The organism is Rhodococcus sp. ACPA4 (assembly GCF_002300185.1).
GTDB lineage: Bacteria > Actinomycetota > Actinomycetes > Mycobacteriales > Mycobacteriaceae > Rhodococcus_F > Rhodococcus_F globerula.
The window spans coordinates 3,899,033-3,916,972 of record NZ_NSDY01000001.1; the positions used below are offsets into that span (position 1 = coordinate 3,899,033).

Annotated in this window: 21 protein-coding genes; 9 read left to right on the plus strand and 12 right to left on the minus strand. The window is 62.2% G+C overall.

From position 1 onward, the window contains the following. Positions 1–86: 86 nt before the first annotated feature. Positions 87–632, plus strand: a complete 546-nt coding sequence (locus tag CJ178_RS17675) for a ribulose-1,5-bisphosphate carboxylase/oxygenase large subunit (RefSeq protein WP_092804224.1) — start codon at positions 87–89, stop codon at positions 630–632. Here the strand turns inward: CJ178_RS17675 and CJ178_RS17680 are convergent, their stop codons facing one another. The 4 genes from CJ178_RS17680 to CJ178_RS17695 all read right to left on the minus strand — a co-directional run bounded on the left by CJ178_RS17680 (position 633) and on the right by CJ178_RS17695 (position 5,451). Continuing rightward, positions 633–1,370 (minus strand): SDR family NAD(P)-dependent oxidoreductase, encoded by a 738-nt coding sequence (locus tag CJ178_RS17680; RefSeq protein WP_045065085.1) that lies wholly within the window; start codon positions 1,368–1,370, stop codon positions 633–635. Next, complete coding sequence (locus CJ178_RS17685; RefSeq protein WP_092804230.1) at positions 1,367–2,392, minus strand: phosphotransferase family protein; 1,026 nt, start codon at positions 2,390–2,392, stop codon at positions 1,367–1,369. The genes CJ178_RS17680 and CJ178_RS17685 overlap by 4 nt, the downstream gene beginning before the upstream one ends. After that, positions 2,389–3,600 carry an acyl-CoA dehydrogenase family protein gene (locus tag CJ178_RS17690; protein ID WP_095888026.1) on the minus strand — a complete coding sequence of 404 codons (1,212 nt, stop codon included), beginning with the start codon at positions 3,598–3,600 and terminating at the stop codon, positions 2,389–2,391. The genes CJ178_RS17685 and CJ178_RS17690 overlap by 4 nt, the downstream gene beginning before the upstream one ends. Positions 3,601–3,672: 72 nt before the next feature. After that, entirely contained in the window at positions 3,673–5,451 is a 1,779-nt protein-coding gene (locus CJ178_RS17695) for an ABC transporter ATP-binding protein (protein WP_051730404.1), read from the minus strand. A gap of 94 nt (positions 5,452–5,545) precedes the next feature. Here CJ178_RS17695 and CJ178_RS17700 point away from each other — a divergent pair, with 94 nt between their 5' ends. Both CJ178_RS17700 and CJ178_RS17705 read left to right on the plus strand, forming a co-directional pair. Continuing rightward, positions 5,546–6,133 carry a TetR/AcrR family transcriptional regulator gene (locus tag CJ178_RS17700; protein ID WP_033233415.1) on the plus strand — a complete coding sequence of 196 codons (588 nt, stop codon included), beginning with the start codon at positions 5,546–5,548 and terminating at the stop codon, positions 6,131–6,133. A gap of 32 nt (positions 6,134–6,165) precedes the next feature. Next, positions 6,166–6,987, plus strand: coding sequence for a tyrosine-protein phosphatase (locus CJ178_RS17705; protein WP_095887253.1), 822 nt, complete (start codon positions 6,166–6,168; stop codon positions 6,985–6,987). Here the strand turns inward: CJ178_RS17705 and CJ178_RS17710 are convergent. Beyond that, entirely contained in the window at positions 6,974–7,951 is a 978-nt protein-coding gene (locus tag CJ178_RS17710; protein ID WP_257013248.1) for a DMT family transporter, read from the minus strand. The genes CJ178_RS17705 and CJ178_RS17710 overlap by 14 nt on opposite strands. Positions 7,952–7,984: 33 nt before the next feature. On the opposite strand from CJ178_RS17710, the gene CJ178_RS17715 reads away from it, so the two are divergent. Beyond that, the gene (locus tag CJ178_RS17715; RefSeq protein ID WP_095887254.1) at positions 7,985–8,563 is read left to right on the plus strand and encodes a TetR/AcrR family transcriptional regulator; all 579 of its coding nucleotides are present in this window, start codon (positions 7,985–7,987) and stop codon (positions 8,561–8,563) included. A 37-nt stretch (positions 8,564–8,600) separates the two neighbouring features. Here CJ178_RS17715 and CJ178_RS17720 read toward each other — a convergent pair whose 3' ends face one another. Further along, positions 8,601–9,227 carry a TetR/AcrR family transcriptional regulator gene (locus tag CJ178_RS17720; RefSeq protein WP_095888028.1) on the minus strand — a complete coding sequence of 209 codons (627 nt, stop codon included), beginning with the start codon at positions 9,225–9,227 and terminating at the stop codon, positions 8,601–8,603. A gap of 90 nt (positions 9,228–9,317) precedes the next feature. Here CJ178_RS17720 and CJ178_RS17725 point away from each other — a divergent pair, with 90 nt between their 5' ends. After that, positions 9,318–9,776, plus strand: a complete 459-nt coding sequence (locus tag CJ178_RS17725) for an SRPBCC family protein (protein ID WP_033233420.1) — start codon at positions 9,318–9,320, stop codon at positions 9,774–9,776. Between the two features lie 7 nt (positions 9,777–9,783). Here the strand turns inward: CJ178_RS17725 and CJ178_RS17730 are convergent, their stop codons facing one another. The 3 genes from CJ178_RS17730 to CJ178_RS17740 form a co-directional block, all read right to left on the minus strand. Further along, on the minus strand, positions 9,784–10,422 hold the full coding sequence (locus CJ178_RS17730; protein WP_095887255.1) for a TetR/AcrR family transcriptional regulator: 639 nt from the start codon (positions 10,420–10,422) through the stop codon (positions 9,784–9,786). A 97-nt stretch (positions 10,423–10,519) separates the two neighbouring features. After that, positions 10,520–11,281 carry an SDR family NAD(P)-dependent oxidoreductase gene (locus CJ178_RS17735; protein WP_033233423.1) on the minus strand — a complete coding sequence of 254 codons (762 nt, stop codon included), beginning with the start codon at positions 11,279–11,281 and terminating at the stop codon, positions 10,520–10,522. Between the two features lie 58 nt (positions 11,282–11,339). Continuing rightward, positions 11,340–12,485 carry an acyl-CoA dehydrogenase family protein gene (locus tag CJ178_RS17740; protein ID WP_045065102.1) on the minus strand — a complete coding sequence of 382 codons (1,146 nt, stop codon included), beginning with the start codon at positions 12,483–12,485 and terminating at the stop codon, positions 11,340–11,342. 140 nt (positions 12,486–12,625) lie between these two features. On the opposite strand from CJ178_RS17740, the gene CJ178_RS17745 reads away from it, so the two are divergent. Next, positions 12,626–13,231 (plus strand): TetR/AcrR family transcriptional regulator, encoded by a 606-nt coding sequence (locus CJ178_RS17745; RefSeq protein WP_095887256.1) that lies wholly within the window; start codon positions 12,626–12,628, stop codon positions 13,229–13,231. Here CJ178_RS17745 and CJ178_RS17750 read toward each other — a convergent pair whose 3' ends face one another. Then, the gene (locus tag CJ178_RS17750; protein WP_095887257.1) at positions 13,232–14,473 is read right to left on the minus strand and encodes an RNA polymerase sigma factor; all 1,242 of its coding nucleotides are present in this window, start codon (positions 14,471–14,473) and stop codon (positions 13,232–13,234) included. Between the two features lie 6 nt (positions 14,474–14,479). After that, entirely contained in the window at positions 14,480–14,824 is a 345-nt protein-coding gene (locus CJ178_RS17755; RefSeq protein WP_033233427.1) for a YciI family protein, read from the minus strand. Positions 14,825–14,912: 88 nt separating this feature from the next. Between CJ178_RS17755 and CJ178_RS17760 the strand changes: the two genes are divergently transcribed. Together CJ178_RS17760 and CJ178_RS17765 are read left to right on the plus strand one after the other, a co-directional pair. Further along, positions 14,913–15,389, plus strand: a complete 477-nt coding sequence (locus CJ178_RS17760; protein ID WP_095887258.1) for a DUF309 domain-containing protein — start codon at positions 14,913–14,915, stop codon at positions 15,387–15,389. After that, entirely contained in the window at positions 15,389–16,027 is a 639-nt protein-coding gene (locus CJ178_RS17765) for an LON peptidase substrate-binding domain-containing protein (protein WP_095887259.1), read from the plus strand. The genes CJ178_RS17760 and CJ178_RS17765 overlap by 1 nt, the downstream gene beginning before the upstream one ends. A gap of 6 nt (positions 16,028–16,033) precedes the next feature. Here CJ178_RS17765 and CJ178_RS17770 read toward each other — a convergent pair whose 3' ends face one another. Then, positions 16,034–16,849, minus strand: coding sequence for a mycofactocin-coupled SDR family oxidoreductase (locus CJ178_RS17770; RefSeq protein ID WP_045065134.1), 816 nt, complete (start codon positions 16,847–16,849; stop codon positions 16,034–16,036). 216 nt (positions 16,850–17,065) lie between these two features. Between CJ178_RS17770 and CJ178_RS17775 the strand changes: the two genes are divergently transcribed. Next, on the plus strand, positions 17,066–17,845 hold the full coding sequence (locus CJ178_RS17775; RefSeq protein WP_045065136.1) for an IclR family transcriptional regulator: 780 nt from the start codon (positions 17,066–17,068) through the stop codon (positions 17,843–17,845). Positions 17,846–17,940: the final 95 nt, after the last annotated feature.

The following is a 17,940-nucleotide window of genomic DNA, read 5'->3' on the forward strand; positions in this document are numbered from 1 at the left end:
GAGCTACTCATATCTCGAAGACGCCCCGACTCACAGGAATGTGAGAAATGCCTGCACTTCCGACCATTATCAGGCAGTATCGAGTGATGGCTCTAGTTTTGCCGGGACGTTCCAGCCTGGTCCACTCCGTCAGCGATGTGGTGCACTGGTCGCTGTCTACGGTCGTTTTCGCGCTCACGCTCCCTGCCCGCCTCGAGGCGCTGTTGGTGAGCGTCGAGAGACTGGTTGCGCGAATCAGCCAGATAGCCGAGAACGCAGACCGCGTCGTAGTCGGCGCAGCTTCCGTCACTGTTCGCGCCGAGACGTTGATCGAAGCCGTCGAGCAAACATCTGACATCGCACAGCAACTTCTCGAACTGTACGAACCCATCGCAGTTCAACTGGCTCCGTTAGCTGCCAGGTTTGCGGATGATCTCAGCGAATCCGAAGTCACTGCCGCCATCACGCTGATCGACAAGCTCCCGGAACTCACCGAGCGGGTCACTGCCGTCCTGCCGATTCTCGCCACCTTGGACTCGGTCTCCCCCGAAGTCCACGAACTCCTGGGGGTCGTGAAAGACCTGAAACAGGCGATCGTCGGTGTTCCCGGGTTCCACTTCTTCCGCAAGCGTGGCGAGAATCGGCCGGGTTGATCAGGCCCCGTAGCCTTCGGTACCGGCTCGGGTCATCACGATCTTGGGGACCACTGCCCTGGCGGACAAACGTAGCAACCCGTCGACCAGTTCGACGATGTCGTCGACTTTGATCATCGATTCCGGCGTAATCCGATCGTGCGTCCACGCCGACATGTCGGTGTCGACGTATCCCGGAGCAATTGCCGTGCCGCTGATGCCGTTTCCCGATTCTTCGGCGTTGAGCGCCTCGATCATCGAAATCAACGCTGCTTTGGTCGCACCGTAAACACCCAAGCCGCTTTCGGCGTACACGCCGGCAATCGATGCCAGCGCAACAACCTTTGCTCCGCCACTCGGATGTGCATCCGCTGCCAGGCGCAGGAACGGCAACGACGCCTGAAGCAGCGCCAACGGCGTCCGCAGATTCACTGCGAGCGTCTTGTCGAAGCGCTTCATGGGGTAGTCCGCGATCCGCCCACTGGTTCCCACACCAGCGTTGAGAATGAGTGCACGCATCGAACCGAATCGATCACCGTGGGCGGCAACCAATTCCGCCGAAAATTTCTCGTCCGCCATATCACCGGCCAACACCAGAACGTCGGGCGAACCGGCGCGGCGCAGTTCCTCGGCAACTGCGTCGAGTTTCTCACTGTCTCGCGCCGTGATGGTCAATCCGTATCCGAGCGTCGCGAGACGCGTCGCAATGCCCAGCCCGATGCCTTTGGACGCGCCGGTGACGAGCGCCGACGCACTCACGCGAACTTCCCGTTCAATGCGTTCAGCCCCGCCGAGATCAGTTCGGGTACAGCCGTTCCCGCACTCTCGAAACCACCACCGACTGTCGCGCCGGCCCGGAAACGATGATCGATCCCCTGGGCGACAACGGCCAGCTTGAAGAATCCGAGTGCCATGTAGAAGTTCCAGTTGCCGAGATCCCGACCCGAGACGCGCGAATAGCTTTGGGCCAGATCGACAACAGACGGCAGTGACGAACTGGTCCAGGCTGCCGGCTCCCCGAGAACCAGGTCCAACGCGGAATGGCGATACACGCACATCATGGCGATATCGGCCAAAGGGTCACCGAGAGTGGATAATTCCCAGTCCACTACTGCCGCGACCTTCGTGACATCGTCTGCAGCGAGGATCGTGTTGTCGATCCGGTAGTCACCGTGGACGATCGACGACTCGGAATTCTCCGGAATCAGCTCTGAGAGCGCAGAAGCCAAGCGGTCGACGTCCGCGGAATCCTCGACCTTCACCCGCGACCACTGACCGGCCCACAATTTCACCTGCCGCGCGACGTACCCGTCGGGACGCCCCAATTCTCCGAGGCCGACGGCCTTGTAGTCGACATCGTGCAGCGCCGCAAGAACACGCACCAATTCATCGACGCAGGCCGTGACCTGTTCTGCCGGAAGAGCATCCAGTTCCGACTTCGTCCGGATCACCTGACCTTCGATGAACTCGACGACCGTGAACGTCGCACCCATCACCGACGAGTCCTCACACAGGGCGACGGTGGGAGCCACCGGCACCGCAGTGTTCTGCAGTGCCGACGTGATGCGGAATTCCCGCGCCACATCATGCGCCGACGGCGTCAATCCCGCAGTCGGAGGGCGGCGCACAATCCAACTCGATGCGTCGTCGTAGATCCCGTAGGTGAGGTTGGACTTGCCGCCGGAGATCAGTTTCGCACGGAGATCTCCGCTGACCGCGACGTCCGAGTCGAGCAGGTACTTCCGCAGGGCAACCAGGTCGAGACCGGGAAACTCAGTCATCGCGCACCGTCTCGAGCAGCTCGACGTGCCGCGCCCACAACTCGCTTCGCGATTGCCCACCGATGAACCTCGGACGGTCCGTCGTACACGCGGAACGGGCGGACCTCGCGGGACAGGCGCGCGAGAGGCAAGTCGTCGGACACACCGATACCACCGCACATCTGGATGGACCGATCGACGATACGGAAGATCGCCTCCGCTGCATACGTTTTTGCGATCGACGTGGAGTTGCTTGCATGTCCACCCTGATCCAGCTCCCAGCACGCTTGAACCAGCAGCGCGCGAGTGGCCGCGATGTCGATTTCGTTGTCCGCGATCATCTTCTGGATCATCCCGAGGTCACCGAGCTTGGAACCGAATCCTTCACGCTCCGCCACCCGGGCCACGGCGATGTCGTGCCCCCGACGCGCGGCGCCCAGCCACCGCATCACGTGTGTCATGCGGGCGGGGCCGAGACGCACCTGTGCGTAGGCGAAGCCCTGGTCGACCTCGCCCAGAACAGCCTCGTCGGGGACAAAGAGATCTTCGAAAGTGACCTCGCAGTGGCCACCGATCATGGACTTGTCGAGGGTTCCGATATGACGACCGACGATCAATCCCGGGGACTCTGCCGGCGCGAGAAACATTGTGGCACCGCCACGTTGGCCGGGTTCACCCGACGTGCGCGCCATGATGATGAAGAAGCCTGCGCCGTCAGCGCCGGTGATGAACCACTTCTTGCCGTTGATCTTCCAGCCGCCCGGGGCCTTCTCGGCGCGGGTGTTAAGGGCCGACGGATCGGATCCGGCACCGGGCGCTGGTTCTGTCATCGCAAAAGCCGAACGCTGGTCGCCGCGGGCGAGCGGCGCGAGGAACTGTTCCTTCTGCGCCGCGTTTGCCACGTGGGCCAGCATATGGACGTTGCCCTCGTCCGGGGCAGCGATGTTCAGTGCGGTCGGACCGAACAGTGAGTAGCCGGCCTCCTCGAATACCGGCGCACGATCACTCATGTTGAGCCCGTGCCCGCCGTATTCGATCGGCGCATGGGGAGCGAAGACGCCTGCAGCCTTTGCCGCGGTCTGCATCTCGATACGAGTTGCGTCGCCGCCTGCAACGGCAATGTCGCCGCCATGCTTGTCCTCGATCGGGAGAACGACATCCCGAGTGAAGGCGCGCGTCTTCTCGATCAGCGCGGTCACCTCCGGCGCATACGTCAGATCGATTGCCACCATCCACCTCCAAGTAAGACCGACCGAGCGATCGTTCGGTACCAGCACTCTCGCACATGCCGACTCACCGGGTCAACAATCTTCGAGCAATGCCTCCGAATGATCAAGGCGACCGGCAACCACCATGTCCCGGTACAGGTCGTCCTTGTTCATGAGCTCGTCGTGGTTGCCGATGTTGCGAATCCGGCCGGCTTCCATGACCACGATCCAGTCGGCGTCGCGCACGGTCGAGAGTCGATGAGCGATCGTCACCACAGCCCCGGTGCGCGCACGCTCGTTGATCGCATCGACTATCGCAGCCTCGGTGAGCGTGTCGACCTGGGCAGTGGCTTCGTCGAGCAGGAGCAACGCACTCGGCCGCAGAACTGCACGTGCCATCGCGATCCGCTGACGTTGGCCGCCGGACAGCGACGTGGCGGTCAGAGCGGTGTCGAGTCCGTTCGGCAGGGCCTCGATCGCGTCGTCGAGCCGGAGCAGACGTAGTACTGCCTGCACCTCGTCATCGGTCGCGTCGGGATGACTGAAGACCACGTTCTCTCGGATCGTTCCCGGCACCACCGGCGTCTCCTGCTCGACATACGCCAGGCTTTCGCGCACTGCTCGGTGATCGAGCGCGTTGTATCCGACTCCGCGCAGAAGAACCTCACCGGCTCCTGGTTCGACAAATCGCAGCACGGTCGAGAGCAACGTGGTCTTTCCTGCACCCGACGGTCCGACGATCGCCATATGTCCCCGCTGCGGGATGACCAGCGAGACGTCGCTCAGCGCGGGCTCGGTCGACCCGTGGTAGCTGACCGTGACGTTGCGCAATTCGATCAACGGCGCGACCGGGTCGGTTTTCTGGACAACTCCCAAGGCGACGTCATGCGTCTCCGTAGGCATCGACTGCATCTCTCGAATCCTGATGGCTGCCGCGATTCCCGACTGAACAGAGGTGACGTTCTGCGCAAGCTCCGAGACCGGACCCATCAGTGTGAAGGCGTAGAGCAGAAAAGCGATGAGTGTGGAGACTGCCATTTCACCGTCGGCGACGCGCCAGGCACCGAACCCCAAGATGGCAATGATCGACCCTTGAATGGCGGTCCACGCGACAGTCCATGCGGTCGCGGATACTCGAACCGCTGTGACTGCATGCTTTTTTGCATCGGCCGCATTGTTCGTCACGAGAGCGCCGACTCGGTCCTCCGCGAGTGACACCTTGACCGTCCGGATTGCTCGCAAACCACCTTCGAGAACTCCACCGAGCTTGCCGAGCGATTCCTGGGTTCTGGCCTCCGCTGCGGAAATCCGGGGCATCAGAACGGCAAAGAGGATGGAGGCGAACACGATTGCCACCATGGTCACGCCCAGCAACGGCAGATCGAGAACACCCATCAGGACAATCGTTCCGATCGTCAGGGCGGCCGCATTGAGAATGTTCACCGCGGCTGACGACGCGGCCTCGCGCAACAGCAAGGTGTCCGACGTGACTCGGGTGACCAACTCTCCCACCGACCGCGATTGCAACGAGGGCACGGTCGCGGCCAGGAACCGCCGGACCAGCGAGGACCTGGCGTCGAACACGACCTTCTCGGCGGCAGTGCCGAGCACGATCCATTGAGCGCAGCCGAGCACTGCGCCCACCACGAGAAGGACGACCAGTGTCAGGATCGGCCCTTGCAGCGAAGCGCCGGTGTCGAGCGTATCGAGAACCCACTTGGTGACCATCGGCGTCGCCAGCGTCGCCGCTGAGCCACACAGGGCCAAGACCAACCCGAGCAGGAGCGACGCCAGGTGTGGGCGAGCGAACTCGGCGAGAACGCGGAGATTGCTCCATTTCGGCGTGGATTTGCGAACGTCAGATTCGAGCATGAATTTATGGAACACGAATGTTCCAAAAAGGGCAAGGGAATTCCGATACGGAAAGACTGGATACCGAAACCGGACACGGCTACGCTTCGAATTCGTGACAACGATCCACAGCGCACCAGAACAAAGCGCAACCCGCGAGCGCACTCGCAAGGCAATCCTCGATGCCGCCATTTCAGTGTTCGCGTCCAAACCCGCCGCGACGCTCAGCGAAATCGCATCGGCCGCAAAAGTCGGCCGGACCACCCTGCACCGCTACTTTCCCGAACGGTCAGACCTGGTCGAAGCTGTCGCGTCAGAGGCCACCCACGCCGTCGACAAAGCTGGCGCAGCGGCGAGACTCGGTGATGGCACCGGTGCCGAAGCACTGGTTCGCCTGTGCCACGAGTACTTCGAACTGGCCGACCTTCTGACGGTCCTGTTCTTCACACCCGGTGTGTATCAAGAAGATTCCTTTGCCGAATCCGCATCCAACGACAGCGGAGTCAGCGACGCCATCGAACGTGGACACTCCGACGGTTCCATCGATCCCGACATGAGTTCGGACTGGGTACAGAACCTGCTGTGGTCGCTGCTCTACACATCCATGGACTACGTCAACCGTGGCGCAGGCACCCGACTGCAAGCGTTGGATCTGACGGTTCGCAGTCTCCGTCGCGGAATCACGCCCGATCCCGCGGGCTAGGCCGTCACCGCCCGAACCCAAAGGAGTCAGCCATGCCAACTCACCCGCTCGATCGTCGCGTTCTCCTGAAGACCGCCCCGAACTTCCGCGACCTCGGCGGCATTGCCGTTGCAGGTGGCACCGTCCGTCCGGGCGCGCTCTACCGTTCGGCGACGCTCGCGAAACTCGACGGCGACGACGTTGCCGCGGTCGCCCGCTTGGACATTCGGACTGTGTACGACCTGAGGACCGCCGCCGAGCGCGACGGCGCACTCGACAATCTCCCCGACTCGACACGGACGGTCTGGCTCGACGTACTCGCCGACAATGCCCAGAACGCCGCAGCCACCGGACTACTCATGACGGACCCGGCCGCGTACGCCGAGACGATCAGTGGCGGGCGTGGGATCTCGCAGATGGAGGAAGCGAACCGCAACTTCGTCAGCCTGCCATCCGCGCTCGACGCCTACCGCACGTTCTACCTCGACCTCATCGACGAAAAACGCACTGGGGCAGCACTTTTCCACTGCACCACCGGCAAGGATCGCACCGGATGGGCCGCAACCTCCTTCCTGCTCCTACTCGGCGCCGACGAAGCCGATGTACGCGCCGACTACCTGCAGACGAACACCGACCTGGCACCCATGACGGCACCGATACTCGACTTCGCCGCAAGCAAAGGCGTCGACGCCGAACTGCTCCGGCCCCTCCTCGGCGTCCGTGACAGCTACTTCGACGCCGCCCTCGACGAGATGGGCACACTCTTCGGCACCGTCGAGGACTACGCACTCAACGGACTCAAGCTCACCGCAGAGCAACTCACCGCGCTCCGCGAGCGGTTCACATCACGATCGGGCTTCATCAGCGCGACGTGATCGGGGCCCTGACCGGACAGGCATCTTCGCCCTCGTCCCGCCTCTTCGGGCGATTGCCTACCCGGGTGACCACAACGACGGCGAGGATGCCCACCGCCAAGCCGAGCGCGGTGAACGGAGTGAAGGATTCCCCGAACATCAGCGCACCCCAGACCGCGATGACGGGAGCGATCAAGAACATCAACGTATTGACGGACGTAATGCCGACCCGACGGAGCAACAACCAGTACAGCCCGTAACCGCCGAAGGTGGACAGCACGATCAACCAGAGCAATGCGATCCAGAATGTGTTGACACTCGGCGGTACGGCATTACCCGAAGCGACCGCTAGAGCCGTGAAAACTATTGCGCTGGTTGAGCAGTGGATAGCCAGCGCCTGCAGCGGCGGCGTGGACGTGGGAGCACGTTGTTCGACGAAGGTGGATGCGACCAGGCAGAGCATCCCCAGGAACGGGATCGCGTACGACCACCACGGCGCCGCTGTACCGGCTCCCGCGTCGGCGGCGGTAACCATCGCGACGCCGCCCAGCCCGATCACCAACCCGACCCACTGTGTGCGCGGCACTGCGACACCGAGGACCGGGCCGAGCAGCGCGGCTGCCACCAGCGGCTGAATACCGTCGATCAGTGCAGTTGTTCCGGTGTTCACGCCGAGATCGACTGCCCAGTACACAGACAACAGGTAGCCGCTCTGGGAGAGCATCCCGATCACCACCTGCCTGCCGAGAGTCCGCGGGGTCGGCATCATGTTCTGACGCCGGGCGGACAACCAGACAATCGGGACGAGTACTGCGGCGAGCGGGAGGAACCGCCACATCAGCACCGTGGGAATCTCGGCGCTGCCCGCGCCGAGTTTGGCTCCGATGAATCCCGAACTCCAGCACGCGACGAACAAGACCGACAAGGTAGCCGTCACGGCAGATCTCGGGATCGCGATCCGAGGTATACCGATCTGTTTACTCATACCTCGACTATACAGATCGGTATACTTTTGGCCATGGCAGAGGAATCCGTACCCGAGTTGACTCCGAAAGCGCGTCGCATCCTGGAGTCGGCGTCGAAGTTGTTCTACGAACAGGGGATTCACGCCGTAGGTGTGGATACCGTCGCACTGGACGCCGGGGTCACGAAGAAGACTCTGTACGAGCGGTTCGGCTCGAAGGACGGTCTCGTCGTGGAATATCTGAAGGACCGAGATCGGCAGTGGCGAGCCTTTCGCGACAAGAAGCTGGCATCAGCCGGAGACACTCGCGCCGAACAGTTGAGTGCGGTGTTCGATGCTTCCGCTTCCTGGTCCAAAGCGAGCGGAGGCAAGGGGTGCAGCATGATCAACGCGCACGCCGAGTTCAGTGATCACTCACATCAGGTGTTCGCCGTTATCGCCGACCAGAAGCAGGAGATGATGGACCTTTTTCGGCGAATCCTGGCGACGGAAGGGCACTCCGACGAACGCCTCGTCGAGTCCCTCATGCTGCTTCACGAAGGTGCCCTCGTCGCAGACGGGATCAGCATAGGCACCGACCCCTTCGGCGTCGGCCGGGACGCGGCCCTCGAATTGCTGAAGAACTCCAGGTGATCGCCGCGCTACATCCCCACCCGCTTCGCCCCCACCGCTACTTCCCCACCCGCTTCGCCCCCACCGTGCACCTCGCAATCCCCAAATACCGCTCCACCAACTCCTCCGGCGACAATTCACCATCCGGCCGATACCACTGCGCCACCGCCACACACATCGTCACGACGGCCCGACTCGCGTCCACTGGATACTCGGCGTCGAATTCACCCGCTCGAACTCCGTCGAGAATGATCCGGTCGACCTGCTTCTGCTGTTCGTCACGTTGAGCGATGTAGCTTGCCCGCCCCTCCGGTTCCATACTCCGAAGCTCTGAAGACGCGATGAACGACTGCTCCCGTCGAAACATGTGGAACCGCAACAATGATTCGATCACCGCGTCGAAGCGGTCCGACGGATCTGGGCCGGCTTCGATCTCGGCGGCACGACTGCGTTCGAGCAACTCGCCCATCACCACCGTGGTCAAGCCGACGAGCAAGGCCTGCTTCGACGGATAGTGGTGGTACAGACCTGGCACCGAGAGCCCCGCTCGCGCTGCGATGTCCCGAATCGAGGCCCCGTGGTACCCCTGCTCGACAAACGCTTCCAGTGCCGCAGCGAGAGGCTTGGACAGACCCAGGTCTTCGTAGTGTCGCCAGGATTCAGGCATAGCAGGCTCGTTTGTCATAACCGTTACCGTAGATCCACTTGCGCCGACACCGAACATGTCACCGTCATTGGTTACAGTCGATGTCCACCGATAAACAAGGGACCAGTCATGATCCACGTTCGCCATTCCGCGGTTGCCGCCGTACCCGTTGACGTCGCGTTTGCCTACATAGACGACTACCGGAATGTCGTGAACTGGATGTACGGCGTCTCCGAGTTCTACCCCGACGGCGAGTTCGATCAAGGTCTGGGCGCAACATTCGACGCCGCAATCCAAATTGGTCCGAGCACCGTGCGCTCGAAGCTCGAAATCACCGAGTGGGAGAAAGACCGCATCATCACACTCTCATCACTGGGAGATGTCGCCAATTCGTCTACCTGGGAATTCACGCGGGTAGACGACACCAAAACCGAGTTGGCGGTCGATTTTGCCTACAAGCTGCCCGACGGTCTAGCCGGCAAAGCGCTGGGCCTCGTAGTGGGTCCGTTCATCGAGAACGCGGTCCGCAACAGTGAGGAAACTCTGCGCCAGAATCTCGAAGCGGAGTTCGCGCGCGGAACCCGCTGAGCCGCTGCTACCGCTGCAATCGGAGCGCGTTGGCCCAAATCTGGGTAGCGGTCTTGACCACTTCTTCGAAGGGCACCGGCTTGCCGTCTGAGCCCGGTTCCTCAGACACGAACACGCTGTAGGCGAAGCGACTCACCATCGACGAGAGTGCCCGCGACGCCAACAACGGATCCAGCGACGTGTCGGCCTTTCCTTCCGTCTGCAACCGCTCGATGGCTTTTGCATTGCGCGTGATGAAGGTTGCACCGCGGTCGCGTCGTAGTTTCGCGAAGGCCGGATCGATCTGTGCCACCTGCTCGAGCAGACCCATCAATTTGGCATTGCGTTGGAAGGCCGTCAGGTACGCGCGGTTGCTCGACTCGAGCACAGCGTAAGGGTTGTCCGCGTCGCGGACGCGACCCATGCCGGGATGCAGCATGTCTTCCTGCGCGACTTCGAGGACAGCGGCAAAGATCTGCTCTTTGTTGTCGAAGTACGTGTAGAACGTGCCCGTGGAGCAGTTCGCTTCCTTCGTGATGTCAGTCAGCCGGGCGTCGAGGTACCCCGCTCGCTCGAACACCGTCCGGGCTGCCGCAACCAGAGAAGCCCTGGTCCGGACCCCGCGCGCCGTCACCGGGAGGTCACGTAAAAGCTCCGTTGCAGCCATGGACGGCGGCGGACGGTCTTCCCAGTTCTCCGAGGGGTCGGCGTTTGAAGTCACCTGCTACTTATACGGCAAACGGGATGACCTCCCGTCATCGACGTCAGGTGATCGTGATCCCGCCGTCGACGGCAATGGTCTGGCCGGTGACGTATCCGCCGGCCGGGGAGGCCAGCCACACCATGGTTGCCGCGAGTTCTTCCGGATCTCCCATTCGACCCATGATCAAGCGGGGAGCCATCGATTCGAGGTAGCCGTCGTTGTATTGGTCGGTCATTTCCGACTTGAAGAATCCCGGCGCGATGGCATTGACACGGATGCCCTTGCGGGTTCCCCACTGCTGAGCCAGATCGCGGGTCAATCCGACGATGCCGGCTTTGCTGGCCGCGTAGGCAGCCTGCGGCAGTCCCGCCGTGGTCAACCCGAGAATGCTGGAGATATTGACGATGGAACTGCCCGGCAGCATCACTCGACCGCACGCCTGCGCAGCCCAGTACGAACCGTTGAGATTGATGTCGATGACGGAACGAAACTCGTCGGGAGTTTCACGGGTTGCCGGAACCGCGGTTCCGACGCCGGCGTTGTTGACGAGTACGTCCACACGACCGAACTTCTCCATAGCTGCGTCGACCATGTGCTGGGCCTGGGCCGGATCGACAATGTCGGTGGCCACACACAACGCTTCACGGCCTGCATCACGCACGAGCTTGGCGGTGTCTTCGAGCTTGTCGACGCGCCTGGCTGCCAGCACGACGTCGGCTCCCGCCTCAGCTGCGGCTTTTGCAAATGCCACCCCGAGACCCGACGACGCACCGGTCACGATGACAACTCGATCTGTCAGAGAGAACTTGTCGAGAACAGACATACGCGGTGATGCTCCTGTGGTCGAAGGGCTCGGGAGGAAATAGCGCTTGCGGTCGAAACTACAGGCCGAGGTCGCGGCCGATGAGTTCCTTCATGATTTCGTTGGATCCGGCCCAGATCTTGGTGACGCGAGCGTCCATCCAGGCGCGAGCAGCCCGGTACTCGGTCATATAGCCGTAGCCACCGTGCAGTTGGACGCAGTGATCGAGGACCTCGTTCTGTACCTGCGCGGTCCACCACTTTGCCTTGGCTGCGTCGATGGCGGTCAGCTCGCCGGCCGCATGAGCGGCGACGCAGTTGTCGACGTAGGCCTGGGTGACCTCGACGCGGGTCACCAAATCGGCGAGCAGGAATTTGTTCCACTGCAGCGAGCCGATGGGCTGACCGAAAGCCTTGCGGTCCTTGGCATATTGCAGCGTCTCCTCGAGAATCGGAGCAGCGTGCGCAATGTTGGACACTGCAGCGCCGACGCGTTCCTGCGGCAGCATTTCCATCATGTGGATGAAGCCGCGGTCGATCTCGCCGATGATGTTGTTGGACGGCACGCGCACGTTCTCGAAGAACAGTTCCGCGGTGTCGGACTCGTGCTGGCCGACCTTGTCGAGCTTGCGTCCGCGCTCGAAACCGTCCATGCCGGTTTCGACGGCAAAGAGGGTGATGCCCTTGGACTTCTTCTCGGGGCTGGTGCGGGCTGCGACGATCACGAGATCAGCGTTGTAGCCGTTGGTGATGAAGGTCTTGGAGCCATTGATGATCCAGTCGTCGCCGTCCTTGACCGCCGTGGTCTTGAGCGAGGCGAGGTCGGATCCGCCGGAGGGCTCGGTCATGCCGATTGCGGTCAGCATTTCGCCGGTGCAGAACTTGGGCAGCCAACGCTGCTTCTGCTCTTCGGTGGTGAGCTGAACGAGGTAGGGAGCAACAACGTCGGCGTGGATGCCGAAACTCGAAGCAACCGCTGCACTTGCGCGCGAGAGTTCTTCTGCCAGCACCGCGTTGAAGCGGTAGTCACCGGCTTCGCTTCCGCCGTACGCCTCCGGGACCTCGAGACCGAGGAAGCCGTTGCGTCCCGCTTCGAGCCAGATCTCGCGGTCGATGAAGCGCTGATCGATCAGCTTCTCTGCGACCGGAAGGATGTTCCGGTTGACGAATTCGCGAGCCGATTCGCGAAACGCCTCGTGATCGGGTCCGTACAGAGTGCGACGCATGAGGAGTTGCTTCCTTTCGGTGCGGCGTTCCCGCACGTGACGACCAATCTAAGCGCATGCTTAGAATCTAAGCACTTGCTTATAGTGGTTCGAGAGCGCGATATTGTCAACATCCGACATCTGTGACACCTGGAGGAACTGTGAGCGATTCACCTGACGTGGTGATCAGCCCCTCCAAAGCGGCAGCCCGCATCCGTGCTGCCGCCGTCGACGCGTTTGCGTCCGCCGGGTACGGCGGCACCACTACCCGTGACATCGCCGCGCGCCTCGACATGAGTCCCGCCGCCATGTATCCGCACTACCGCTCGAAAGAAGAGCTGCTTTTCGCGATCAGCTACGAAGGCCACACCGAAGCGTTGAAGGTTGTCGAGAGCGCTGACCGACCGGGTGAAGAACCGGCGGTTCGCCTGCGTGAACTGGTCGGCACCTTCGCCAGTTGGCAGGCCGGGCACCATTCACTCGCGCGCGTCGTCCAATACGAACTCACCGCACTCACCCCCGAGCACTACCGGACTGTCGTCGCGCTTCGCCGCAGCACGACGCGAGTGGTCAGGGAAGTCGTCAACGCCGGAGTGCAGTCAGGCGATTTCACGATCCCCGACGCAGAAGGTGTCACGCTCGCACTGATGTCCCTGTGCGTCGACGTGTGCCGCTGGTTCCCGGCCGGCAACTACACGAATCCGGAAGACATCGGAAAGCTGTACGGAGACTTGGCCTTACGGATGGTCGGCGCGAGCGCGAAGTAGCTACTCCACTATCTCCCCGAGACGACGCTCCAAGTAGGCCCGCTCAGGTTCGGTACCAACCAGTTTCAGAGCTCGCCGGTACGCGGATTCTGCAGCATCGATGCGGCCCAATCGCGCCAGGAGTTCGCCTCGCGCGAGGTGGTACGGGTGATAGTCGGCAAGTTTGGGCTCCGCGGACAGCTCATCCAGAGCAATCAATCCCGCCTCATCGCCGTCGCGCATCGCCAGTGCCACTGCTCGGTTGACTGCGACGACGGGCGAAGGCGTCAGCGTGAGGAGTACTCCGTACAGCGCGCAGATCTGCGGCCAATCGGTGCTCTCCACATCCGCTGCCTCGTCGTGCAACGCGGCAATCGCAGCCTGCACTCCGTACGGACCGGGCGATCCCCCAGTCAACGCAACGACAACGAGGTCGCTGCCTTCCTCGATCATCGGTGTATCCCAGCACGCACGATCCTGGTCTTCCAACAACACAATCGCGCCGCTCGAATCGGTGCGGGCATCCCGACGCGCGTGGACGAGCAGCATCAACGCCAGCAGTCCCGCAATCTCGCGCTCATCGGGAAGCAATGCGCGCAAGATCCTCGCCAGCCTGATCGCCTCAACCGCCAAGTCGATACGTTGCAGATCCGGACCCGAGCTGGCGGCGTACCCCTCGGTGAACACCGAATAGATCACCTGCAGAACACCCGGAAGACGCTCCGGGAGTTCTTCGGCGCTGGGAGTTCGGAAGGGAATCCGAGCCTGACGGATCTTCTTCTTCGCGCGCACTATCCGCTGCGCCATCGTCGCCGAAGGCACCAGGAAGGCGCGGGCAACTTCAGGCGTCGTCAACCCGCCGAGGCAACGCAAGGTGAGGGCGATCCGGTCATCTTCCGCGAGTGCGGGATGTGAGCAGGTGAAGAAGAGCTGCAGCCGCTCGTCGGGAAGTTCCCCGTCGACCACGGGCGGCGCCGGGTCGGCACGATCGGCGTCCACCTGCATCACGGCCAATCGCGCTGCATAGGCCTGATCACGCCGAAGCCTGTCGACGGCTTTGCGACGCGCCGTGGTCAGCAGCCACGCGCCGGGTTTTGCCGGCACTCCATCCACCGGCCAGTGCACCAACGCGGCCTCGACAGCTTCGGAGGTGACCTCTTCGGCCAGATCCAGATCACCGAAACGGCGGACGAGCGAGGCCAAGAGTCGTCCACGTTCCTCCCGGAACACGGACTCGACCGAGTTCTCAGCCTGCTCGTCCACGGCGAATCAGTCCCCGAACCCGGCCAGCGGACGCACCTCGACGCTGCCACCGTCACGGGCGCCGGGGCACCGCGCGGCCCAGGCCAGGGCAGCATCCAAATCAGGAACGTCGATGACGTCGTAGCCGCCGAGGATCTCGCGGGTTTCGGCAAACGGCCCGTCGGTGACGGTCTTTTCCCCGGACGGCGAGACCCGAACCGTCGTCGTAGTGGTCAGGTCGGCGAGGGCATCGCCGGACACCCAGATGCCGGCGTCCTTCATTTCCTTGTCGTAGATCTCCCAGTCCTCCATCGTGCACTGAGGTTCGGTGTCTCCGCCGGGTGCGGTGTAGATGAGCAACATGTACTTCATGGCTGAACTCCCTGGTCTGTTGTTTCGACAGACGACGCGAAAAAACTTTTGGCAGGCACTCCGACGAGCTGCCGCTAGGCTGAAGTTTATGTCCGAACGCGACCGCGATGTCGGCGGAAAGCCACTCAACGCACGCCCGCGCGACGGTCTCGGGCGCCCACTGCCCCGCAATTCCACGGAAGGTGTTCCCCGAATTCCGGACGACGTACGTCTACCGCCGGACGAGGCGATCACCGAGGCACAACGCCTCCTCGATCACGGGATGCCGTTTCACGCACACGAGATTCTCGAAGGAACGTGGAAAAACGCACCCGCCGAGGAGCGCGACCTGTGGCAGGGAATGGCCCAACTTGCCGTCGGGCTCACGCACTTGCTGCGCGGCAACACCACCGGCGCGGTATCGCTGCTGACTCAAGGGCACGATCGGATCAGGCACTACGAGATCGAAAGTCCCCACGACCTCGACATTGCAGGTTTACTGACATGGTCCGAGCATTTGATCGCAGAGATCGATCGGCCCGGAGATTTCCCCGCCCCACCGATTCCGAGGTTGAGAATTCCCTGATGCCTATCTTCCCGATGTTCCCGCTCGGCTCCGCGTTGCTACCGGGTGAATTATTGCCGCTCAACATCTTCGAGCCCCGGTACCGGGCGCTGGTCGAGAACGTTCTCGCGGCCGCCGACGGTCCACTGTTCGGAGTTGTCCTCATCGCTCGAGGTCACGAGGTGGGCGGAGGGGAATCACGCCACGATGTCGGCACACTGGCACGCATAGAATCCCATGTCGAGATGGGTGCCGGGCGGTATCAGTTGTACTGCCGGACGGAAGACCGAATTCGCGTCGAACAGTGGCTACCGGATGATCCTTATCCGCGTGCAGAGGTCGAATTATGGCCGGACGAGAACAACGGAACACCGGTCACCGCCTACGAATACGACTCTTTGCTCGAGCGCATCGAGTTCATGTACGGAATGTTGGGAAAGCTTGCGCTGAGGGCGGGTGAACAGACTCCACGAATGCCTGCCCCACCGTCTCCCTTGGATCCGTTGGGTTCGCGGCTGTACGCCCTGGCCCGCAGCATTCCGATGGGCGACGCCGACCGCCTGGCGATATTGACCGCGCCAGGCGCCGACGAACGTATCCGCACACTGTCCGAAGCAGTCGAAAACACCATCGAGGTGGCGCAGTTCAATCTGCTCTGAGTGCGATTACGCCATGGTCTGACCCATATCGATGACGATCTTCGTTCCGGTGACTGCGCGGGAGAGATCTGTCGCGAGGTAGACCACCGCATTGGAGATGTCCTCGACCGTCGTGCGCGGAACGGAGGTGAGGGGCCACTTGTAGGAATTCATGTACTCGGGATGCGTTGTGAGCACCTTGCCGACGTTGGGATCGTTGCCCATCTCGGTCTCCACTGCGCCGGGGTGAATGCTGTTGACTCTAATGTCGAAGCTACCCAATTCCGTTGCTGCAGTGCGGGCCAAGCCCACGAGGCCGTGCTTGGCCGCCGAGTAGTGCGCACAACCGGGCGCTTCGGCGACACCGGCAGCGCTGCTGACAAGCACAATGGAACCACCGTTGCCGGCCTCGATCATCGCGGGAACCGCAGCAGCCATCGTGCGCCAGACACCATTGAGATTGATGTCCACCAACGTCGACCACTGCTCTTCCGGCATCTCCCAGAACCGGTTCCACGTTGCGATACCGGCATTCGCGATCACGACGTCGAGGCGACCGAACTTCTCGACGCCTGACGCCACTGCCGCGCGCAGAGCCTCGAGGTCACGCACATCCGCTACTGCGGTGACGATCTCGCGCCCCTCGGCTCGAACGAGGCGCGCCGTCTCTTCGAGGTCGGCCTCGGTTGCAGCTGCGTAGCCCACATCCTCGGAGACGGACGCGCACACGTCGACGGCGATGACGTCGGCACCTTCCTGAGCGAGTCGAATCGCATGATTGCGGCCCTGACCCCGCGCTGCTCCGGTAATGAAAACGACCTTGCCTGCCAACAGTTGTGTCATTCCACGGACGGTAATGCGACTGCGACTGGGCGAGGTCGTCGACTCCCGGACAACGGGAGCAGACAAGGAAGTCGAGACGACGTCCTCTGCGCCGCACCTCGCACTCGACTTCCGAACACCGGGACTGACGTTTGAATGTGTCCTGCATCACCGCCACTGTTGTCAGCGAGTGGCGGGATACTCCCTGCCTCCGACGCAGTTGAGGACACCAAAGTCGTGAATGGAACGGTCACAACCTCCAAGGTCAGGCTAGCTACCCGAGAATCCATGTTGGCTCGCGTGACGTCGATTGTCGATGCATACACCTCACCGCACGAGCGGCTCAACCTCGAAGAACTGGCACTGCGGACCGGTTTGCCGCGATCGACTACCCACCGGATTCTCCTGGAGATGGTCGAACTGGATTGGCTCATGCGACACGATCGCGCGTACCGCCTCGGCCCTCGGGCGCTGGGCACGGTCGGCCCGGAAGTGGCGCAAGCGCATGTGCGTATTGCGGCCAACGACATCATTCGCGAGCTCTATCTGCGCACCGGCATGGTGATTCATCTCGGTGTTCTCCACGGTGGACACGAGTACTTTCTGGACAAGATGGGTGGACCGCTCGCCGCCGCGTTGCGCTCACGCGTCGGTGCACGATTTCCCGCGCACCGCGGCGCGGGTGGGCGTTCCATGCTGGCTCTGCTTTCCCCGGAAGAAGTCGATCCGATGATCGAGAGAAACCTTGCGGCTGTACCTTCTGACGACCCTCGAGAATTGGATGCCCTGCACGCCGAACTTGCACGTATTCGTACGTCGCACGGCATCGCCTATCAATCGACCGGGAGGGTCCCGGGGTTCGGTTCCGGAAGAATCTCCAGCTTGGGTTGCGCGATAAGAACTCCCGACGGCGCGGTGGTGTCACTGTGTGTCGCGGGCGAGGCTGAGAAGGTTCATCTCGACCGAGTCACGCCACTGGTCAGGAAGGCCGCCGACGACCTAGCAGCAGCCGTTTGACCTGCTCCATCTCGATAGTCGAGATGCACCGACTGTCCATACAGAGCCTTTGGCTTACTGATTCGAGTACGGCACTAACTGCCCAAGAGGACGAG

What these genes read in the sequence shown, in the direction of transcription:
- CJ178_RS17675 (WP_092804224.1), top strand. Translation starts at nt 87, where the DNA reads ATGGCTCTAGTTTTGCCGGGACGTTCCAGCCTGGTCCACTCCGTCAGC.
- CJ178_RS17685 (WP_092804230.1), bottom strand. Translation starts at nt 2,392, where the DNA reads ATGACTGAGTTTCCCGGTCTCGACCTGGTTGCCCTGCGGAAGTACCTG.
- CJ178_RS17695 (WP_051730404.1), bottom strand. Translation starts at nt 5,451, where the DNA reads ATGCTCGAATCTGACGTTCGCAAATCCACGCCGAAATGGAGCAATCTC.
- CJ178_RS17705 (WP_095887253.1), top strand. Translation starts at nt 6,166, where the DNA reads ATGCCAACTCACCCGCTCGATCGTCGCGTTCTCCTGAAGACCGCCCCG.
- CJ178_RS17710 (WP_257013248.1), bottom strand. Translation starts at nt 7,951, where the DNA reads ATGAGTAAACAGATCGGTATACCTCGGATCGCGATCCCGAGATCTGCC.
- CJ178_RS17715 (WP_095887254.1), top strand. Translation starts at nt 7,985, where the DNA reads ATGGCAGAGGAATCCGTACCCGAGTTGACTCCGAAAGCGCGTCGCATC.
- CJ178_RS17720 (WP_095888028.1), bottom strand. Translation starts at nt 9,227, where the DNA reads ATGACAAACGAGCCTGCTATGCCTGAATCCTGGCGACACTACGAAGAC.
- CJ178_RS17725 (WP_033233420.1), top strand. Translation starts at nt 9,318, where the DNA reads ATGATCCACGTTCGCCATTCCGCGGTTGCCGCCGTACCCGTTGACGTC.
- CJ178_RS17730 (WP_095887255.1), bottom strand. Translation starts at nt 10,422, where the DNA reads ATGGCTGCAACGGAGCTTTTACGTGACCTCCCGGTGACGGCGCGCGGG.
- CJ178_RS17735 (WP_033233423.1), bottom strand. Translation starts at nt 11,281, where the DNA reads ATGTCTGTTCTCGACAAGTTCTCTCTGACAGATCGAGTTGTCATCGTG.
- CJ178_RS17740 (WP_045065102.1), bottom strand. Translation starts at nt 12,485, where the DNA reads ATGCGTCGCACTCTGTACGGACCCGATCACGAGGCGTTTCGCGAATCG.
- CJ178_RS17755 (WP_033233427.1), bottom strand. Translation starts at nt 14,824, where the DNA reads ATGAAGTACATGTTGCTCATCTACACCGCACCCGGCGGAGACACCGAA.
- CJ178_RS17760 (WP_095887258.1), top strand. Translation starts at nt 14,913, where the DNA reads ATGTCCGAACGCGACCGCGATGTCGGCGGAAAGCCACTCAACGCACGC.
- CJ178_RS17765 (WP_095887259.1), top strand. Translation starts at nt 15,389, where the DNA reads ATGCCTATCTTCCCGATGTTCCCGCTCGGCTCCGCGTTGCTACCGGGT.
- CJ178_RS17770 (WP_045065134.1), bottom strand. Translation starts at nt 16,849, where the DNA reads ATGACACAACTGTTGGCAGGCAAGGTCGTTTTCATTACCGGAGCAGCG.